Below are 17,784 nucleotides of genomic sequence, written 5' to 3'. Positions count from 1 at the left end.
GTCCATTAGCCCCAGATGCCGATTGCTTATCTTGGCTAATTGTCGTTTGTCGCTCATGCGAGTCATTCCTCGCAGCGTCCAGTAATATTTCCGACTACCTTTCGGGTGATAAACATTTCGGCCGCCGGGCCCATTTTGCTAAGCTGATCGAATGTCATGCCGCCTTGCGGCGAAAGGTCAATATCCTTGATCGTCACGGTTAGCCAATCGCAATCATTGCGATGAAGCGCAATTTGTTGTCCCCTTCGCATCTTCTGGAGCAATTCGACGTCGCCCGTCGCGGAGGCGCCAATTTCCGCAACGATTCCGTTTTCCATCATGATGTAGTGCGTGCGGATCGAGATCCCATGACTAGAGGTATATGCATCGTTCTCTCCCAAGGAAAAGTCCTCGGCGAACGAGACTCTTTTGGCGGGAGGTGGAGGCGGCGGAGTTGGTGTTGGTAGGGTTACTACGACGCTTGGAGGCTTAGGAGCATCACCAAAAGAGGAGACGAGTTTGCCAATCGTATCCCAAAACGACGCGACGCCGGTGACGATAGTCGCTAGCACGATAAGCACGGCCACGGCTGGTCGGTTCTTCAGTTTGCCTAGCCATTGTTCAGGCAAGGAAGGTTCAGCTTCTCCTGTCATTGCTGCGCTCCAAACGGCATACCGTGGGCAAGGAAGAATTCGTTCCCGCAATAATTGTATACGCTCGTACAACAACTTGAAAGGGGGGCATATTGCCCGTAGAAATGCGGATTAGTTGCAGTGGGTAGCGCGCATGGGGCAGAGGGACTGACGTTAATCCCGGATGTCGCTTCGCTCATCGGGGTTATTCGCAATCGTCTATTTCAATGTACCGACAACGTAACAGCTGCGGCCAACTTGATAGCATGGCCTCCACCCAAACGATGTGTCATCCCAATAGACATTATAGACTGCGCAAGGATTCTTGCTGCTACCGCACGGTTCGGTCTGCGCGTTGGCTGCATGCGAAGATTGACGAACCGCGATAGCCGCTGCAATTATTGTGAGAACAGTCTTGGTATATCTGTCGGTCATAATTAGTTTCCCCATCGCAAAGAAGTGATAATAAATCTGAAGTAGCATAGAATCAATTGTACACTTGAAGAGAAGAAGCCGGGCGTTTGCCCGGCTTCCTGCTTTCCGACAGATACTCGAGTCAAGCCCGGGCATGACGAGCGGAGAGCCCTCACAACACCCGATTGCTCTCCTTAACCTTCTCCGCATCGAGATACAAACTCTCGCCCATCTCCTTGAACTTCTGCGACATCGTCGCCATGCCGTCCTCGATCACGCCCGACATCGACAGGCCGACGCCGGCGATCGTGCGCTTCTCGGGATCATTCAGCGTCGCCGCGTAATCCCTTACGTCCTGCGTGATCTTCATCGAGCAGAACTTCGGACCGCACATCGAGCAGAAATGCGCGACCTTGTGGGCTTCCTTCGGCAGGGTCTCGTCGTGGAAGTTCTTCGCCGTGTCGGGGTCGAGGCCGAGGTTGAACTGGTCCTGCCAGCGGAAGTCGAACCGCGCGCGGGACAGCGCGTCGTCGCGCAGTTGCGCGGCGGGGTGGCCCTTGGCGAGATCGCTGGCGTGGGCTGCGATCTTGTAGGTGATGACGCCGGTCTTGACGTCGTTGCGATCCGGGAGACCCAGATGCTCCTTCGGCGTGACGTAGCAGAGCATGGCGCAGCCGAACCAGCCGATCATTGCGGCGCCGATGCCCGAGGTGATGTGGTCATAGCCCGGCGCGATGTCGGTGGTCAGCGGCCCGAGGGTGTAGAACGGCGCTTCGCCGCACTCCTTGAGCTGCTTGTCCATGTTGATCTTGATCTTGTGCATCGGCACATGGCCGGGGCCCTCGATCATGACCTGGCAGCCCTTGTCCCACGCGATCTTGGTCAATTCGCCGAGCGTTTCGAGCTCGGCGAATTGCGCGCGATCGTTGGCGTCGGCGATCGAGCCGGGGCGGAGGCCGTCGCCCAATGAGAACGACACGTCATACTTGCGCATGAGGTCGCAGATCTCGTCGAAATGGGTGTAGAGGAAGCTCTCCTTGTGATGCGCCAGGCACCACTTCGCCATGATCGAGCCGCCGCGCGACACGATGCCGGTGACCCGGTTGGCGGTGAGGTGGATGTAGGGCAGGCGGACGCCGGCGTGGATCGTGAAGTAGTCGACGCCCTGTTCGCACTGCTCGATCAAGGTGTCCTTGTAGAGCTCCCAGGTCAGCTTGACGGGATCGCCTTCGCACTTCTCCAGCGCCTGGTAGATCGGCACGGTGCCGATCGGCACCGGCGAGTTGCGCAAGATCCATTCGCGGGTGGTGTGGATGTTGCGCCCGGTGGAGAGGTCCATCACGGTGTCGGCGCCCCAGCGGATCGCCCACACCATCTTGTCGACTTCTTCCTCCACTGACGAGGTCACCGCCGAATTGCCGATATTGGCGTTGATCTTGGTCAGGAAGTTGCGGCCGATGATCATCGGCTCGAGCTCGGCATGGTTGATGTTGCAGGGGATGATGGCGCGGCCGCGCGCGATCTCGTCGCGGACAAATTCCGGCGTGATGAAGGCAGGGACATCAGCGCCGAAGCTTTCGCCGTCGGCGAGCGCGGTCTCGGCGCGTTCGAGCTGCTGCTTGCGGCCGAGGTTCTCGCGCTCGGTGACGTAGATCATCTCCTTGGTGATGATGCCGGCGCGGGCAAATTCGAGCTGCGTGATCTTGTGGCCGTCGAGCCCGCGCAGCGGCGTGTGATGCGCAGTGAAGGCCTTTGCGGCATGCGAGGCGCCGACATTGCCGTTATCCTCGGGCTTGATGTCGCGACCCTGATATTCCTCGACGCCGCCGCGCTCCTTGACCCAGGCGAGGCGATTGCGCGCCAGGCCGGCGTTGACGTCGATGGTGACGTTGGGATCGGTATAGGGACCCGAGGTATCGTACACCGGCAGGTTCGGCTCGCCGGCGCCTTCGGAGAGGATGATCTCGCGCAAGGGCACGCGGAGATCGGGCGCGGAGGCCGGCGTCGCGAAGATCTTTCGCGAGGAGGGGAGGGGACCGGTGGTGACGGCGGGAAGCGTGGTGTCGGGGTTGGAGCGGATGTTCATAACGAGTCCTCCGTTGAATCTGATTATCGCGTCATCGCGTAGTGTTCGTCATCCTGAGGTGCGAGCGCTTGCGAGCCTCGAAGGATGGAGCCGGGCCGTCGACCCTTCGAGGGCCGCTGAAGAAGCGGCCACCTCAGGGTGACGGGTCGAATAGTGTGCGGGCCGAGGCCTCATCACGCAGCCTCCGCGTTGAGGCCGAGCCATTGCCGCACCCGCGCCTCGGGGTCGGCGTTCTGGGTGACGTCGCTGACGACGGCGATCGAGTCGGCGCCGGCGGCGAAGATTTCGGCTGATTGCTCGAACTTGATGCCGCCGATCGCGACAAGGGGGATGTTGCCGACCCGCTGCTTCCATTCCGTGATCTTCGCAATGCCCTGCGGCGCGAACCGCATCGACTTCAGCGTGGTCGGAAAGATCGGGCCGAGCGCGATGTAGTCGGGCTTTGCCGCGAGCGCGGTGGCGAGTTCGGCGTCGTCATGGGTGGAGATGCCGAGCGTCAGCTTTGCCTTGCGGATCTCGGCGAGGTCGGCGTCCGCGAGGTCTTCCTGGCCGAGATGCAGATGTTCGGCGCCGGCGACGATCGCGGCGCGCCAGTAGTCATTGACGACGAGCTTGGTGCCCGTGCCCTTGGCCACCGCGAGCGCGTCGCTGACGATTTGCAGCGCCTGGCCGTCGTCGAGCTCCTTGGCGCGGAGCTGGATGGTGCCGACGCCGAGCTTGGTCAGGCGCTCGACCCATTTGACGCTGTCGACGACAGGATAGAATTTGTCAGGATACGGCATGCCAGAACGGGGTCCCAACGACAGGGGTGGAGGGGGAGGCGAAGTCGCGGGCGTCCATCAGCCCGGCTTCATAGGCGGTGCGGCCGGCCTCGACGCCGAGGCGGAAGGCATTGGCCATCGCGACCGGATCGGCGGCCTTGGCGATCGCGGTGTTGAGCAGCACGGCGTCGTAGCCGAGCTCGAGTGCTTCGGCCGCATGCGACGGTGCGCCGAGACCGGCGTCGACGACGAGCGTGATGTCCGGCAGCCGGTCGCGCAGCAGTTTTAGCGCGTCGCGGTTGATGATGCCCCTGGCGCTGCCGATCGGCGCGGCCCACGGCATCACCACCTTGCAGCCGGCCTCGACCAGGCGCGAGGCGACCGAGAGATCCTCGGTGCAATAGGGGAACACCTCAAAGCCGTCCTTGATCAGGATCGCGGCCGCCTCGACCAGGCCGACCACGTCGGGCTGCAAGGTGTCGTTGTCGGCGATGACTTCGAGCTTGATCCAGGGCGTGCCGAACAATTCGCGCGCCAGCTTTGCGGTGGTCACCGCCTCGCGCACGCTGCGGCAGCCGGCGGTGTTCGGCAGCACGGTGACGCCGAGCTCGCGGATCAGCGACCAGAACGCATCGCCGGTCTTGCCGCCGGCGGCCTCGCGCCGCAGCGACACCGTGACGATGCCGGCGCCGGAGGCGCGGATCGCCGCCTGCATGATCGCAGGCGAGGGGTACAGCGCCGTGCCGATCAAGAGGCGCGAGGCGAAGGATTTGCCGTAGAAGGTGACCATGTGTCTATGCCTCGTCGTCCCGGCGAAGGCCGGGACCCATACGCCGCGGCCCCTCAATCGGGTACGCGGGGCGACGTTCTTTCCGACAATTGCAGGTCGTGGTTATGGGTCCCGGCCTGCGCCGGGACGACACGTGGAGGGAATTCGCATAAAAGCTCACATCACCCTCCCTGCCGCGGCGTGATGATCTCGATCTCGTCGCCGGCTTTCAACGCGGTCTCGGCCCAGCGGCTCTTCGGCACCACGTCGTAATTGATCGCGATCGCGAAATGCGTGCCCTCGTAGGCGAGCTCGGCGAGCAGCGCATCGACGCTGGCTGCCGCGATCTCGCGCTGCTCGCCGTTGACCATCACGCGCATTGCATCACCTCATTGTCGATTTCGCCGCGCGCGAGGAAGGCAGCCGTCAGCTCCGCCAGCGCCGGCGCCAGCAGGAAGCCGTGACGGTAGAGTCCGTTCACCGTGATGCGTTCCTGTTCGATCCTGATTTTCGGCAGATTGTCCGGGAAGGCCGGGCGCAGCCCGGCGCCGAATTCGACGATGCGCGCTTCGCCGAACGCCGGATGCACGACGTAAGCCGCGCCCAACAGCTCCAGCGCCGAGCGCACGCTGACGCCGGTATCTTCGGCCTCGATCGAGGTCGCGCCCAGCATGAAGCGGCCGTCGCCGCGCGGGATCACGTAGAGCGGCCAGCGCGGATGGATCAGCCGCACCGGGCGCGCCAGCTCGACCTCCGACGTCTCGATGATGATCATCTCGCCCTTGACGCCGCGCAAGGTGCGCTCGCGGTCGCGCGCGGAGAGGCCGCGGCAGTCGATCACCAGGCCGTCGAGATCGGAGGCCTCCGCATTGCTGTTGAAGGCGATGGTGCCGCCGGCCTCGGCGATGGCGGCGTGCAGCTGCGGCAGCACGCGGCGCGGCTCGACATGGCCTTCGTCGGGATAGAACAGGCCTTCGCGGAAACGGCCCTCGAGCGAGGGCTCGAGCGCGCTGACGCCCTGCGCGTCGAGGCGCTGGTGGCCAGAGGTGAGGCGGGCGAAGCGCTCGAAATCGGCGCGGTCGCGCGGATGCGCCACCACCAGCGAGCCGTTGAACGGCGTCTGCGGAAAATGCTGCCGCCACAGATCGAGCGAGCGGATGCCGAGGCGGGAGATCACGGGCTCGGCGGCCTCCGCCTCGCACCAGGGCGCCAGCATCCCGCCGGCCCAGTGGCTTGTGGATTCCGTCATCGCGGCGTCACTGCGCTCATGCAGGGTGACGGCACGTCCGGCCTCTGCGAGCAGCAGCGCATGCCAGGCGCCTGCGATGCCTGCGCCGATGATGGAGACGGGGGAATCCCCCCGCGGTCGTGTCGTCTGGTACATCCCTGTCCCTTCGCCGGCATGACCCGGATCAGGTTCAAAGGGTCACCGCGGTCCCGGACTGATCGCTATCTCTAGCGGGCCCAAGCTTTGCGGTATCTCAGCTCCTCCTCGGAGCACCCCTCGGAACGGCTCTAATGTAAGCGGATGGGTGGGCGTGTCAACGTGCCTGCCAGGACCGTGCTTGTTCCCCGGACGCAAGGCAACGCGCAGCGATGCGCTGCCGAGCCGGGGGCCATTTGGTCGATGGCAGAGGTCCCGGCTCTGCGGAGCAGCGCCAGGCTGCGCCTCGTCCGGGATACTGGAGCCGCTATTTTGCAGGCTGTTCCGGCTTGGCGTCGGCGGTCGCGGCCGTCATTTGCTTCTGCTTTGCGAGCTCCTTCGGCGGTGCACTCTCGCCGGTATGTTTCGCTTCTTTCTGGTGCTCGACGCGCTGCCGCTTTGCGACATAGTAATAGCCGCCCGCGAAATAACGCACGGCTCGATCGAAATCGCCGTTGGCGGCACGGTAGGCGCCGGCGAGGTATTTGATGCCGTATTTCAGGTTGGTGGCGGCGTCGCGCAGGCCTTCGGCGGTCCCGGTGTAGCCGAGGCCGCGGGCGGTCGGCAGCTTGATCTGCATCATCCCGATCGCGCCGCCGCGCCCGATCAGCCGCGGCTGGTACTTGCTCTCGCGCACGATGACGCGATGCACCAGCTCTTCCGGCACCAGATTGGCCTGGGCCTCGGCTGCGACCATCGCCTCATATTGCGCGCGCGATTGCGCCTGCGCGCCCGCGCAGGACGCGAGCAGCGCGATGGCGGCCATTGCGCCAAGGTTCTGGATATTCTTCATGCTGGTTCGATCGGGCCGTTCACTGCGCGTCGGGTTCTGCGGTTTCATTGGTACGGCGAGCGGGCAGGAATGTGGCAAAAGCTGCGCGCGGCGGCGTGTTACGCGTCCGTGGCTTTCCGGGGACCGCCGAACCGAACGACGCCTCACGCGAGATATGCTTCAAATTGTCTCGACAGATTCCCGTTTCTCTATGTCCGATTCTCTCGGACGAATTTGCCGCACGCCGTACACGGCGGTGTGTCGTGCAAACGACGCAGTCAAGGTCTAAAGTGCGCGACGACGGCGTGCGCGTGTTCAGTCAGCACGACTGTCCTTCCAAAAGCCAAGAAACGCCATTCGGGAGATGCGCCATGACCCGTCAGGATTTTATGGCCCGCCAGGACACAGGCACCATGCCGCGTGAAAATCCCTGCGCGCAATGCGGCAAGCCGATCCCCCGCCCGGACTGGGTGGAGCACAGCGAAGGCCGCACGTCCTACCTGTGGAATTGCCGCGCCTGCGACTACCGCTTCGAGGCGATCGCGATCTACCACGAAGAGCAGCTCACACCGCTCGCCGCCTGATGATCAAGCCGCGGACTTCTGCCGCGGCCTGATCGTTTGCGGCTGCGGGCGCGCCGGCAGCGCGATCCGCACCATCAGCCCGTGCGGCTTGCGGTCGTGCAGCGACAGCGTGCCGCCATGTGCGAGCACGATGGCGTTGGCGATCGACAGGCCAAGGCCGAAGCCTTCGGCCTCGTCCATGTTGCGCGCCTGGTCACCGCGCACGAACGGCTCCAGCACGCTCGCCTTGTGGGCGTCGGAAATGCCCGGGCCGTCGTCCTCGATATCGATCACGAGCCGGTCGGGCTCGACGTCGAGACGCACGGTGACCTGGCCGCCGAAGCGCACCGCGTTTTCCACCAGATTGGTGATGCTGCGATGCAGGTCGGCGGGCCGCGCGGTCGCCATCGCGTGCTGCGGGCCTTCGTAGGCGACCTTGTGGCCCATGTCGGCAAACTGGTCGGTGACGAGATGCAGCGTGCTTGCGATGTCGACCAGCGTCATCGCCTCGAGCTTGCGGTCGTTGCGCAGGAACGACAGCACCGATTCCAGCATCGAGCGCATCTGGTCGAGATCGCGCAGCATACGGTGGCGATGGGTCTCGTCCTCGATGAATTCGGCGCGCAGTCGCATCCGCGTGATCGGGGTGCGCAGGTCGTGGCTGATCGCAGCCAGCATCTTGGTGCGGTCGTCGATCAGGCCGGTGATGCGCTCGCGCATCCGGTTGAGCGCCTTTGCCAGCGAGCGGATCTCCTCCGGGCCGCGCTCGGGCAGCGGGGCTTCGGCGCCGTTCAGGCTGAACGTTTCCGCCGCCTTGACGAAGGACGACAGCGGCGCGGTCAGCGCCCAGGCCGCCCAAAGGCCGAGCAGGGTCACGCTGATCACCGCGAACAGCACGGTCATCATCCACGGCCCCCCCCAGAACGACCGCATGCGCTGATCCGGCATCAGGTTCGCCGCCATCATCGTGCCGTCGGGCAGGCGGATCGCGACGCGGCGCACCTCGCCGTCACGTGGCGCGGTGCCGGCCGCGCGCGGCAGCAGGAAGACGTGATAGCTCGGCCCAAGCCGGCGCAGCGCGTGCAGGCTCTCGGGCTCGGCCTCGGCCAGCACGGCCGGCTCAGCCGGCGGATTGCCGATCGCAAGCTGCGGGAAGGCGCGCGCGATGTCGGCCTGCAGCCGCGGCCGCTCCGACGCGTCGGCATGTCCGAGGATCTGCGCGGCGGCAGCGAGCTGGGTGTGCCAGCGATCCGAGGGATCGGGCGTGTCCGGGCGGTGGATCAGGAAGATCGTGGTGATGATCAGGTGCAGCGCGACGATCGACACCACCACCAGCGCCGCCATCTGTGCGCCGATTCCCCGCAGACTCAGCACGCGCAAAAGTTTCATGATCGGGGTTTTAGGGTCAGTTGCTCGTGGCGGCAACCGCCTCCACCCTGGGGGTAAACACATAGCCGCCGGAGCGCACCGTCTTGATCATGGTGGCTTCCTGCGGATCGGGCTCGATCTTGCGGCGGATGCGGCTGACCAGCACGTCGATCGAGCGCTCGAACGAGCCGGCGCTGCGGCCTTGGGTCAGGTCGAGCAGGCTGTCGCGCGACAGCACGCGGCCGGGCCGCTCGCAGAAGGTCCTGAGCAGGTCGAATTCGGCGCTGGTCATGGCAACCCGGGCGCCCTCGGGGTTGCGCAGCTCGCGCAGGCGGATGTCGATGCGCCAGCCGAGGAAGCTCAGCACGGTGGCGCCCTCGATCGCGCTGGCGTTGCGGGCGGCGGCCTGGCGGCGCAGCACCGCGTTGATCCGCGCCAGGAGCTCGCGCGGGTTGAACGGCTTGGCCAGATAGTCGTCGGCGCCCATCTCGAGGCCGAGGATGCGGTCGACGTCCTCGCCGCGGGCGGTCAGCATGATGATCGGGGTCTGCGATTCCGCACGTACCTTGCGGCACAGGCTGAGGCCGTCCTCGCCGGGCAGCATGACGTCGAGCACCAGGAGGTCGACCCGGTGGTCGGTCATCGCGCGAGCCATCTCGCGCCCGTCGGAGGCGGTGGTGACATGGCAGGAATTGGTACGGAGGTATTTTGCGATGAGGGTCCGCGTTTCGCGGTCGTCCTCAACGACAAGGATATTGGGCGTGCCCTGGGTCATACCGATCTTGTGTCCGTGATTCGGGGAAAGCGGCTCAGGAATTTTGTTTCAGTTTGTTTCCGATGTCTTGCCCGGCGTGAGCAGTTAACAGCTTCGCCGCCGCAGTGGAAAGTTAGCGTTCTGTCATCAAGGTAATTTGTTGAAATCCCGGCGGAAGTTGGCCGTTTCGGGCGCCCCGCAATAGTCCGGGGCTGGCTGCCGGGCAGCACCACCACGCGCTGGTGAGGCAAAGCAGATCGCAGCCCGCAGCGCGTCGGCGACAAGGGAAGGGCGGCTGTCGTAGCCGTGCGGAACCCGGTCGCCAGCCGCGGCGTTGACTGTTTTTCAGCCCGGGAGGGTGAGATGGCTGTCGACGTCAAGGCAAGGCCGCATCAGCTCATTGCCAGCGATCGCGTCGAGGGCACCGCGGTGCGGCGGGCCAACGGCGACATGATCGGCCATATCGAGCGGCTGATGATCGACAAGATCTCCGGCAAGGTGTCCTACGCAGTGCTGAGCTTCGGCGGCTTCCTCGGCATCGGCACCAACCTCATTCCACTGCCCTGGGGCCGGCTGCATTACAATCCGAAATTCGAGGCGTATGAGCTCGACATCGAGGATGACGAATTGAAGCGCGCTCCGTCGTTCCGCGCCGACAAGGATTTCGATTGGGGCGACCGCTCGCAGGAAGTCGAGCTGCATCGGTTCTACGGCGTGCCGCCGTATTGGGGTGGGTTTTGAGCGCGCGGGCGCTCTCGTTTACCGATACCGGGCGAGATCTTTGACGATATCGATCAATGCATTCCTCAATGCAGCTTGTGTCTCGGGTGCCGAGATGTGTCCAAGGTGGTTGCCGGCAGAGGAGTTGGCGGGATTGTAGAGCCTTGCCAAGCCCTCGTGCACCGAGATGTTGGCCCGGGTATGATGGTCGCCGAACTTTATCGCGATCGAGTCTTGTCCATATTGCTTGCTGGATTTGACCATGCCGCCGGCTTCTTCAACTGCCTCTCGAAGCTCCTGAAGAATTGCCGGCACGATCAGCGTGTTCCAATCGCGCTCGACGTCGGAATAGCTCCTCTCTTCGCTCAGGGGGAGCTTCGGGGTATCTTGGATTGCGCGGCGAAAATCGTTCATGCTCGCTTCCGGTCGCAGGTTTCCGGTCGGAACGCTAGTTGAGTGCTCCATGACTGTCCACCTGTCCGGAAGCTGCAGCGCATCTGGCTTGCATGGAGACCCCGCACTCGGGATATCGCGGGCGGGATTGGAGATTGTGCAAAGCTCCGCTTGGTTCATATTGCCGACAACCGCTTTCCCTAGGATGGTCTCGACTTGGAGATCCCACGCTACGATTTTTTGGGTCGAGGAATGCCCATTCCGACGTCTTGCAAGAGGTGACACCATGGATGTCGACAAGGTCGCTGCAGTGGTTTCCGCAGCCGGTTTTGGCGTGACCGATCGGCGCCGCAACGAAGCGGATGATGGCTGGTGCCTCAGCTTCGCCAACGGCGCGGTCGTGGAAATAGGCGACAACGGAAAAATCTCCGCCACCGGCAAGGGCGCCGAGACGGTCGGAAAGCTGCTCGACCTGCCCGGTTACTAAGCCCGCCCCGGCCGCCGGCTTGCTGCACCTCCCCCGCACGCGCAGGGCAATCGCATATGCCATGCGCGAAATCTGGCACTGACGTTCCCACATTGTCATGGCCGGGCTCGTCCCGGCCATCCACGTCTTCCCCGCCCTAGAAACGAAGACGTGGATGCCCGGGACAAGCCCGGGCATGACGAGTTTGTGGCGAGGGCCAGGACCACACCAACTGCGCCGAGTTCGCTGCGTGATCCCCATATGCGATAGCCCTACCCGCAGGGAGAGGGGACGTGGTCCTGATGCTGTTGCCGCTCAAATCCAATTTTCATGCTTTAGCTGGCGCCGTTACTTCGCCGCCTGATATCCATCGGTCAGCGTGCCGAGAAAGGCGACGACGTCGTCGATCTCGGCGTCCGTCAAGGCCGGCGCGTCGCCGGCCTTGCGGTCGAACGGCGGGTCCATGCAGACATTGGGCTTCGCCCTTGCGGGCAGATCGTCATATTTGTCGATGCTGCCGTCGGCCTTGCGCGGATACCAGCGCTCGGGCCGGGTTTCCCGCTCCACATAGAACCGCACGGCATCGCGCAGGGAATGCGCGGCGCCGTTGTGGAAGAAGGTCTGGCGCAGCGCGATATTGCGCAGCGTCGGCGTCCGGAACAGGCCGCAATAGTCATCGCGCTTGAGGAAATCGGCGCGCAGCGGCCCGCACAGGCCGAGGTCGAAATAGGCCGGGTCCTGGCTGGCGGGAATCTCGCGGTTGCGCGGCACGCCGAGCGCGATCAGCCCGTAATCGGTGAACTGCGGCGGGGTGCCGTCATTGCCGCGCTTGCTGATGTGGCAGGAGGCGCAATTGCCTTTGTCGGGGGCATTGAACAGATCGAGCCCGCGCGCCTCCGCTGGCGCGAACTCGGCCTTGCCGGCCAGCACCGCGTCATACTTGCTCGAATAGGGATAGAAGGTCCGATAGTCCTGTTGGTACACTTCGAGCGCCTTGATGGCCGTCTTGTAGACGGTGGCAGGATTGGCGGCCGCCTTGGGTCCGGCAATCGCCGCGATCGCCTTGCCGTGGCCGGCGGCGAGCAGGCGGCGCGCCAGCTCGGCCTCGCTCCTGTTGCCCATCTCGAAGTCCGACAGCAATGGAATCCTGGCCTGGTCGGCGCCGCGGTCGACCCGGCCATCCCAGGTCAGGCCGCCAGTCGGGCCGTTGTCGATGCTTTCGTCGGCCTCGTCCTCGGAATCATGGAAATGTTCGGTGAAGGGCGGCACCGCCTGCAAATATTTCAGGGAGGGAACGGCCCGCGTCCCCGCCTGGCGCATGTCACCGCCGCCCAATTGCACCGCGCGGGCATTGGCCGGGCCGAAACCGTGGGCGGGATCGTGGCAGGTCGCGCAGGCGAGCTTGCCCGATGGCGACAGCGATGGATCGAAGAACAGGGCCTTGCCGAGCGCCGCAAGCTGCTCGGCCTGCCGGCGCACGTCGGCGCGCGACATCTCCTGCCGGGCCTCGCCGGGGACAATAATCAAGGCCGGCCCGACAATTACTGCGACAATCACCGATGCGATTGTCCAACGCTTAATCCGCATGTTGCAAACCGGGCCTATGGCTTGATGCCGTCGGGTTCCGAACGTGCCTTTGTTGCGCGTCCGGGCTATGACGAAGCTCGGTAGAACGATAGCAACAATCAGGTGCGTGCAGGGGGCTCGTATGCGAACGAAATCGGCGGCTGTGCTTTTGGCGTCTTGCGTCTCGATCGGAATGTTCGGTCCGACGCTCGCGGCCGAGAAGGCTCATTCCGGCAAGGCGGCTGCCCCCGATCTGTCGCTGATCGACACCGTCGTGGTGATCTATGCGGAGAACCGCTCGTTCGACAATCTCTATGGCAGCTTCCCCGGCGCCAATGGCGTGTCGAAGGCGATGGCCTCGACGCGGATCCAGCGCGACCGCGACGGCAAGCCGTTCCGTGAACTGCCCCCGGTGTGGGACGGCCTGACCGCCAAGGGTGTGACGCCGCCGGTGACCCAGGCGCAGACCGAGCATCTGCCCAACCGCCCGTTCTACCTGGACGATCCGAAGGGCTTCAACATCGGCTACGGCACCATCACGCACGACCTCTGGCACCGCTTCTACCAGAACCAGATGCAGATCAATGGCGGGCGTAACGACCGGTTCGTCGCCCAGGCCGATTCCGGCGCGCTGGTGATGAGCCTGTGGGACGGATCGAAGACCGCGATGTGGAAGGTCGCCCGGAAATATGCGCTGGCCGACAATTTCTTCATGGGCGCATTCGGCGGCTCCTTCCTCAACCATCAATGGCTGGTCTGCGCCTGCGCGCCTTACTACCCCAAAGCCGACAGCAACCCCGCCAAGCCGTCGATCTCGGCGGTCGAGGCCGACGGCGTGACGCTGAAGGAGGCTTCCAACTCGCCGAAATCGGCGATGGACGGCATTCCGAAATATGTCAGCGACGGCAATCTGACGCCCGATTTCTATGCCGTCAACACCATGCAGCCGCCCTATCAGCCGAGCGGCAACGATCCCGCAAAGGACGGCGACAAGGCCTATGCCGATCCGGGCAAGCCGACGACGCTGCCGCCGCAGATCGAGCCGACCATCGGCGATATGCTGAGCCTCAAGCGCGTCACCTGGGCCTGGTACGGCGGCGCCTGGCAGGACGTGCTCGACCACGGCTACAAGTCGCCGGTGCCGAACTTCCAGTTTCACCACCAGCCGCTGAACTACTATGCGAGTTTCGCGCCGGGCACCGCGGCCCGTGCCGAGCATCTGCGCGACGGTGGTCTCGCGGGCAGCGAGTTCATCAAGGCGATCGACGATGGCAAGCTGCCGCAGGTCTCGTTCTACAAGCCGCAAGGCGATCTCAACGAGCATTCGGGTTATGCCGACATCCAGGCCGGCGATGCCCATATCGCCGACGTGATCGCGCATCTCGAGAAGAGCCCGCAATGGCCGCATATGCTCGTGGTCGTCACCTATGACGAGAATGGCGGGCTGTGGGATCACGTTGCGCCGCCGAAGGGGGACCGCTGGGGCCCGGGCTCGCGCATCCCGGCGATCGTCGTCTCGCCCTATGCGCGCCGCGGCACTGTCGATCACACGCCGATGGACACCACCTCGATCCTGCGCTTCATCACCCGCCGCTTCGAGCTGCCGACCCTGCATGGCATCACGGTGCGCGACGCCGCGATCGCCGCCCACGGCGAGAAGCCGCTCGGCGACCTGACCAGCGCGCTCGAGCTGAAGGCCAAGTGAGGCCAAGTGAGGTTGATGGGTTGAAACCTGGCTGTGCGGACTAGCCGCACAGCCAGCCTCCTCAAAACGTAAAGCCGACGGCTGCGCCGTCCCAGCCGGGCTGAGCGGCCTGATTGATTTCGCCTGATTCCGACATCGCGGACGTTCTATTCGAGGGGCGATCTGCCCACGTTCTCTTCCTGGTCAGGTCAGATGTCGATCGAAACGGCTGCTGCAATCACCGGCATTTTTGGCCCGTGCCAGATCGTGCAATGGAATGCGCGCGACCCAAATCTGCTGCAGGAACTGCTGCTCTTGGGGTGCGATGCCTATGCGGTCGGCCAGGGGTCATTCGCGCATTCGCGCTGGATTTCACCTGGAACCGGCGAGCCCGTTCCGCGCAAGCCGATCGCTGTCGTCGAGATCGCCGCCGACAAGGCGACGCTCGAGCTGATCGATACGCTCGCCACGCAGGATCATCTGCAAAACCTGTTCCTGATCGGCCCCGGCTTTGCCGGCCTGCGCAGGCCGCTCGAGAACCAATTGTTCGCGCGGGGATGGCGGCGCCATCCGGCCTCGCTGCGTCTGTCCGACTATGAGCGCATGCAGGACGATCTGCTGCCGCCTCTTGCCGTCTATCAGCGCATCCCGGCGCAGGTCGCCGCCCGATGGCCGGTGGAGGCTTTGCTGCAGGAACGCGCGCTCCATATGGACATGCTGCGCGAAACCGGATCGCGCGCCGATGCGCACGTCGTCCGCTACGCGCTTGCCGCTTCGCTGGTTCGACCCGGCGACGTCGTGCTCGATTGCGCATGCGGGCTTGGCTACGGTTCCGCCGTGATCGCCGCGATGAGCCAGGCGTCGAACGTCATCGGCGTCGACGTCGATGCCTCGGTCGTGGCTTATGCCAATGCGAATTACGGCGAGCGGAATGTCCGCTTCGAGGTCGGAGATGCATCCAACCTTCACAATCTCGCCGATGCGTCCGTCGATTTCATCGTCTCGATGGAGACGATCGAGCATGTCGAGAACTGGACGGCGGTGGCGAAGGAGTTCGCACGGGTGTTGAAGCCCGACGGGCGCCTGGTGGCCAGCGTTCCGGACCGATGGGCTGACGACACCGGAAACGATCCCAATCCGTACCATCACCATGTCTTCGACTGGAACAAGCTGCGTGAGGGGCTGGTCGACGATTTCGTGCTCGAAGCCCGTTACACGCAGGCAGCACCGGGTGGTTTCAAATGGCCGCACACCGCGCGCCAGCTTAAGCGCGTTCCGCTCGACAGCGAGGTCGAGGGAGAATGGATCCTGGTTGCGGCATCGGCCAATCCGTTCGCCAGAGCCGAAGAGTTGCGTGCCTCGTTCCGCCACCCAGCGTTTGCCGACGCGCTGTCCGCGAGTGGCGCCGTGGTGCTCGATTTCGGCGGATGTTACGACAATCCCTGGCTGTACCGGACCTTGGTCCAGGCCGGCGAGCGCATCAGCGATCCCGCGGTGCTCGGCCGGCTCGCGAACTGGGTTGCCGACAACGCCGCGCCGGAATCCGCTGACCGGGGCGCGGCGCTTTGCGTCACCGGCTATCGCATTCTCGAACGTCGCCAGGCCGAGGCGGCCGGCGAACTGATCCAGCGGATCGATAGCTACTGCCGGGACAACCGGCACACGACCAACCCGCACGTGCAGCGTTGGCGTATTTCGCTGGCGTTTCTCGCGGGGTGCCTGTCCGAGCTCGCAGGCGCGCTGGATCACGCGCTGAAATGGTTCTCGCTGGCGGCCGAGCTGGACTGGCGCTCTTTCACCCCGATCCTGACCACCAAGACCATTGCCGCGGCCTTCCATGCGGCCCGCATTGCGCTGACATTCGGCGACGAGGCGGGGGCGCGCGCTTTCTTCCAGATCGGCGTCAACACGGCGCTGGAAGCCGCGCGCAGCGATCCGAAAGATATCGCCGGCGCGATCGAATCGCCGATTCCGTTCGGCCTGATCGAACTCGGCGAAGTCATGGAGATGGGCGGCCAGTGCGCGGTTGCGATCGCAACGCTGCCGCTATGGCGTCGCGCGCCGGGTGCGTTCTGGTCCCGCGTCAACACCAAGCGCTTCGGACTGCTGGCGTGGAATCAAGCGCTCGAGCAGGAGAATGCCCATCTCCGCGCTCAGTTGCAGAAGGCAGGCTTGCGCTGATTCAGCGTCGTGCGCCCGATTGCACCGGCTCGCTCAGGAAGCGTCCGGCCGATAGCTTTGGCATCGGCTCTTCCGCTGCGCCTGGCGCCGCCTGCCTGCCTTCGACCATCGAGCGCAGGCCGGCGATCGCCTGGGTCATGCGTTCGCCGTACTTTGCCGCGGCGCCCTCGACGAACGCCTTGTCTTTCGGCTTCGGCTTGGCGATCCGCACTTCCAGGCGGGTCGTTCCGTCCGGACCGTCGAGCAGGGCGCGGGTCACCACGATCCGCGGCGCGCCGGGGACGGGAAGCGCGATGCTGACCGTCAGGTAATCCACCGGGCGCCAATCGAGCGTCTCCTCGATATTGGTGGTCTTGCCGTGCGCGCAGTGATTCCTGGTGCCGACGCCGCGCCGCCCCTTGCCCGAATCCTCGGTGATGTCGTCGGCGTCCCACCATTGCCGCCATTGCCCGGGCACGGTGAGATATTCCCACACCGCCTGCCGCGGTGCTGCGATATCGAACGCGAAGGTGGCGCATGCGTTCTCGCGGGTCACTTCGTTGCGGATTTGCGCGTCGTGCTGCCGCCACGCGGCGTCGAGATCGCGCGCCCACAGGGCCACGTCGCCGATCACGTCGATGGTTTCGTGATGCGCGATGAGGCCTTGCGCCAGGGGATCGATGCCCATGGCGCGGATCGCCGCGTCGCTGTAGAGCGCGTAGGCGCGTCCGCCGATCTTCTCACTGAGCGTGTTCTTGAGCAGCCGGTGGACGAGGATGACGTCGCGCCCGGCGAGCTCTTCGCGTCCGCCCATCTTCTGCTTCACCATCTCGCCGTGATGGACGACAAACTTGAAATCGAGATCGCCCATCGCGACGCAGGCCTGGCATTCGCAGGTCGAGGCCTGGCGAACGCTGCGCATGCGCCGGCGGAACTTGAAATAGGCGCCCTCGATCGCGTCCTGCAGCAGCGAGCCGTCGATCTTGTCGCCGGTCGCGTAGACGAACGCGGCATCGCCCTCGAACTTGGCGAGGCGAAACGGCGGCCGCAGCGCCTTCACCACCGTGTCCATGAAATCGGCGATGATGTCCTGCGCATGGTCGAGCTCGACCGCGGCGAGGAAGTTGGTATAGCCGGAGATGTCGGCAATCGCGAAATACGCCGATTCAGCCTTCGGAAGCATCAAGTCCTCCAACGCAATCGGTTCGCCCCGATCGTGCAGAGGTGCAGTTTGTCACACCGCGCCGTCCGCGGTCGAGGCCAAAGAAAAGAGG

At 64.4% G+C, this 17,784-nt stretch carries 17 protein-coding genes and 1 riboswitch; of the genes, 5 read left to right on the top strand and 12 right to left on the bottom strand.

Annotated elements, in window-relative coordinates; translation table 11 throughout:
- Positions 1–62: 62 nt before the first annotated feature.
- The 7 genes from IC762_RS27100 to IC762_RS27070 form a co-directional block, all read right to left on the bottom strand.
- Entirely contained in the window at positions 63–632 is a 570-nt protein-coding gene (locus tag IC762_RS27100) for a hypothetical protein (RefSeq protein ID WP_195785236.1), read from the bottom strand.
- Between the two features lie 565 nt (positions 633–1,197).
- On the bottom strand, positions 1,198–3,111 hold the full coding sequence (thiC, locus tag IC762_RS27095) for a phosphomethylpyrimidine synthase ThiC (protein ID WP_195785235.1): 1,914 nt from the start codon (positions 3,109–3,111) through the stop codon (positions 1,198–1,200).
- Positions 3,112–3,284: 173 nt separating this feature from the next.
- Positions 3,285–3,893 carry a thiamine phosphate synthase gene (locus IC762_RS27090; protein ID WP_195785234.1) on the bottom strand — a complete coding sequence of 203 codons (609 nt, stop codon included), beginning with the start codon at positions 3,891–3,893 and terminating at the stop codon, positions 3,285–3,287.
- Entirely contained in the window at positions 3,880–4,662 is a 783-nt protein-coding gene (locus IC762_RS27085) for a thiazole synthase (protein WP_195785233.1), read from the bottom strand. Before IC762_RS27085 ends, IC762_RS27090 begins: the two co-directional genes overlap by 14 nt.
- A gap of 161 nt (positions 4,663–4,823) precedes the next feature.
- Complete coding sequence (gene thiS, locus IC762_RS27080; protein ID WP_195785232.1) at positions 4,824–5,021, bottom strand: sulfur carrier protein ThiS; 198 nt, start codon at positions 5,019–5,021, stop codon at positions 4,824–4,826.
- On the bottom strand, positions 5,012–6,025 hold the full coding sequence (locus IC762_RS27075; RefSeq protein ID WP_195785231.1) for an FAD-dependent oxidoreductase: 1,014 nt from the start codon (positions 6,023–6,025) through the stop codon (positions 5,012–5,014). Before IC762_RS27075 ends, thiS begins: the two co-directional genes overlap by 10 nt.
- Positions 6,013–6,156: riboswitch (TPP riboswitch) on the bottom strand. Its footprint overlaps the gene before it by 13 nt.
- Positions 6,157–6,332: 176 nt before the next feature.
- Positions 6,333–6,857, bottom strand: coding sequence for a lytic transglycosylase domain-containing protein (locus IC762_RS27070; protein WP_195785230.1), 525 nt, complete (start codon positions 6,855–6,857; stop codon positions 6,333–6,335).
- Between the two features lie 368 nt (positions 6,858–7,225).
- On the opposite strand from IC762_RS27070, the gene IC762_RS27065 reads away from it, so the two are divergent.
- Positions 7,226–7,420 (top strand): hypothetical protein, encoded by a 195-nt coding sequence (locus IC762_RS27065; RefSeq protein ID WP_195790308.1) that lies wholly within the window; start codon positions 7,226–7,228, stop codon positions 7,418–7,420.
- Positions 7,421–7,423: 3 nt separating this feature from the next.
- Here IC762_RS27065 and IC762_RS27060 read toward each other — a convergent pair whose 3' ends face one another.
- Positions 7,424–8,788 carry an ATP-binding protein gene (locus IC762_RS27060; protein WP_195785229.1) on the bottom strand — a complete coding sequence of 455 codons (1,365 nt, stop codon included), beginning with the start codon at positions 8,786–8,788 and terminating at the stop codon, positions 7,424–7,426.
- 16 nt (positions 8,789–8,804) lie between these two features.
- Entirely contained in the window at positions 8,805–9,542 is a 738-nt protein-coding gene (locus tag IC762_RS27055; protein WP_195785228.1) for a response regulator, read from the bottom strand.
- Positions 9,543–9,884: 342 nt separating this feature from the next.
- Here IC762_RS27055 and IC762_RS27050 point away from each other — a divergent pair, with 342 nt between their 5' ends.
- Positions 9,885–10,262, top strand: a complete 378-nt coding sequence (locus IC762_RS27050) for a PRC-barrel domain-containing protein (RefSeq protein WP_195785227.1) — start codon at positions 9,885–9,887, stop codon at positions 10,260–10,262.
- Positions 10,263–10,280: 18 nt separating this feature from the next.
- On the opposite strand, the gene IC762_RS27045 is transcribed toward IC762_RS27050, so the two are convergent.
- The gene (locus IC762_RS27045; RefSeq protein WP_195785226.1) at positions 10,281–10,655 is read right to left on the bottom strand and encodes a hypothetical protein; all 375 of its coding nucleotides are present in this window, start codon (positions 10,653–10,655) and stop codon (positions 10,281–10,283) included.
- Between the two features lie 265 nt (positions 10,656–10,920).
- Between IC762_RS27045 and IC762_RS27040 the strand changes: the two genes are divergently transcribed.
- Positions 10,921–11,121, top strand: coding sequence for a hypothetical protein (locus IC762_RS27040; RefSeq protein ID WP_195785225.1), 201 nt, complete (start codon positions 10,921–10,923; stop codon positions 11,119–11,121).
- Positions 11,122–11,448: 327 nt separating this feature from the next.
- Here the strand turns inward: IC762_RS27040 and IC762_RS27035 are convergent, their stop codons facing one another.
- The gene (locus tag IC762_RS27035) at positions 11,449–12,594 is read right to left on the bottom strand and encodes a cytochrome-c peroxidase (protein WP_246801699.1); all 1,146 of its coding nucleotides are present in this window, start codon (positions 12,592–12,594) and stop codon (positions 11,449–11,451) included.
- Positions 12,595–12,859: 265 nt separating this feature from the next.
- Here IC762_RS27035 and IC762_RS27030 point away from each other — a divergent pair, with 265 nt between their 5' ends.
- Positions 12,860–14,371, top strand: coding sequence for an acid phosphatase (locus IC762_RS27030; RefSeq protein WP_195785223.1), 1,512 nt, complete (start codon positions 12,860–12,862; stop codon positions 14,369–14,371).
- Positions 14,372–14,563: 192 nt separating this feature from the next.
- A complete protein-coding gene (locus IC762_RS27025; RefSeq protein WP_195785222.1) occupies positions 14,564–16,531 on the top strand; it encodes a class I SAM-dependent methyltransferase in 1,968 nt (655 codons plus the stop codon).
- A gap of 1 nt (position 16,532) precedes the next feature.
- On the opposite strand, the gene IC762_RS27020 is transcribed toward IC762_RS27025, so the two are convergent.
- Positions 16,533–17,693, bottom strand: coding sequence for a DUF2652 domain-containing protein (locus tag IC762_RS27020; RefSeq protein ID WP_195785221.1), 1,161 nt, complete (start codon positions 17,691–17,693; stop codon positions 16,533–16,535).
- Positions 17,694–17,784: the final 91 nt, after the last annotated feature.

Origin of the sequence: Bradyrhizobium genosp. L (assembly GCF_015624485.1) — a bacterium.
In the GTDB taxonomy this organism is placed as follows: Bacteria; Pseudomonadota; Alphaproteobacteria; order Rhizobiales; family Xanthobacteraceae; genus Bradyrhizobium.
This window is presented reverse-complemented; position numbering and strand designations above follow the sequence as displayed.

Coding starts and splice junctions, on each gene's coding strand:
- IC762_RS27100 (WP_195785236.1), bottom strand. CDS start 632: ATGACAGGAGAAGCTGAACCTTCCTTGCCTGAACAATGGCTAGGCAAA.
- thiC (WP_195785235.1), bottom strand. CDS start 3,111: ATGAACATCCGCTCCAACCCCGACACCACGCTTCCCGCCGTCACCACC.
- IC762_RS27090 (WP_195785234.1), bottom strand. CDS start 3,893: ATGCCGTATCCTGACAAATTCTATCCTGTCGTCGACAGCGTCAAATGG.
- IC762_RS27085 (WP_195785233.1), bottom strand. CDS start 4,662: ATGGTCACCTTCTACGGCAAATCCTTCGCCTCGCGCCTCTTGATCGGC.
- thiS (WP_195785232.1), bottom strand. CDS start 5,021: ATGCGCGTGATGGTCAACGGCGAGCAGCGCGAGATCGCGGCAGCCAGC.
- IC762_RS27075 (WP_195785231.1), bottom strand. CDS start 6,025: ATGTACCAGACGACACGACCGCGGGGGGATTCCCCCGTCTCCATCATC.
- IC762_RS27070 (WP_195785230.1), bottom strand. CDS start 6,857: ATGAAGAATATCCAGAACCTTGGCGCAATGGCCGCCATCGCGCTGCTC.
- IC762_RS27065 (WP_195790308.1), top strand. CDS start 7,226: ATGGCCCGCCAGGACACAGGCACCATGCCGCGTGAAAATCCCTGCGCG.
- IC762_RS27060 (WP_195785229.1), bottom strand. CDS start 8,788: ATGAAACTTTTGCGCGTGCTGAGTCTGCGGGGAATCGGCGCACAGATG.
- IC762_RS27055 (WP_195785228.1), bottom strand. CDS start 9,542: ATGACCCAGGGCACGCCCAATATCCTTGTCGTTGAGGACGACCGCGAA.
- IC762_RS27050 (WP_195785227.1), top strand. CDS start 9,885: ATGGCTGTCGACGTCAAGGCAAGGCCGCATCAGCTCATTGCCAGCGAT.
- IC762_RS27045 (WP_195785226.1), bottom strand. CDS start 10,655: ATGAACGATTTTCGCCGCGCAATCCAAGATACCCCGAAGCTCCCCCTG.
- IC762_RS27040 (WP_195785225.1), top strand. CDS start 10,921: ATGGATGTCGACAAGGTCGCTGCAGTGGTTTCCGCAGCCGGTTTTGGC.
- IC762_RS27035 (WP_246801699.1), bottom strand. CDS start 12,594: ATGTCGCGCGCCGACGTGCGCCGGCAGGCCGAGCAGCTTGCGGCGCTC.
- IC762_RS27030 (WP_195785223.1), top strand. CDS start 12,860: ATGTTCGGTCCGACGCTCGCGGCCGAGAAGGCTCATTCCGGCAAGGCG.
- IC762_RS27025 (WP_195785222.1), top strand. CDS start 14,564: ATGTCGATCGAAACGGCTGCTGCAATCACCGGCATTTTTGGCCCGTGC.
- IC762_RS27020 (WP_195785221.1), bottom strand. CDS start 17,693: ATGCTTCCGAAGGCTGAATCGGCGTATTTCGCGATTGCCGACATCTCC.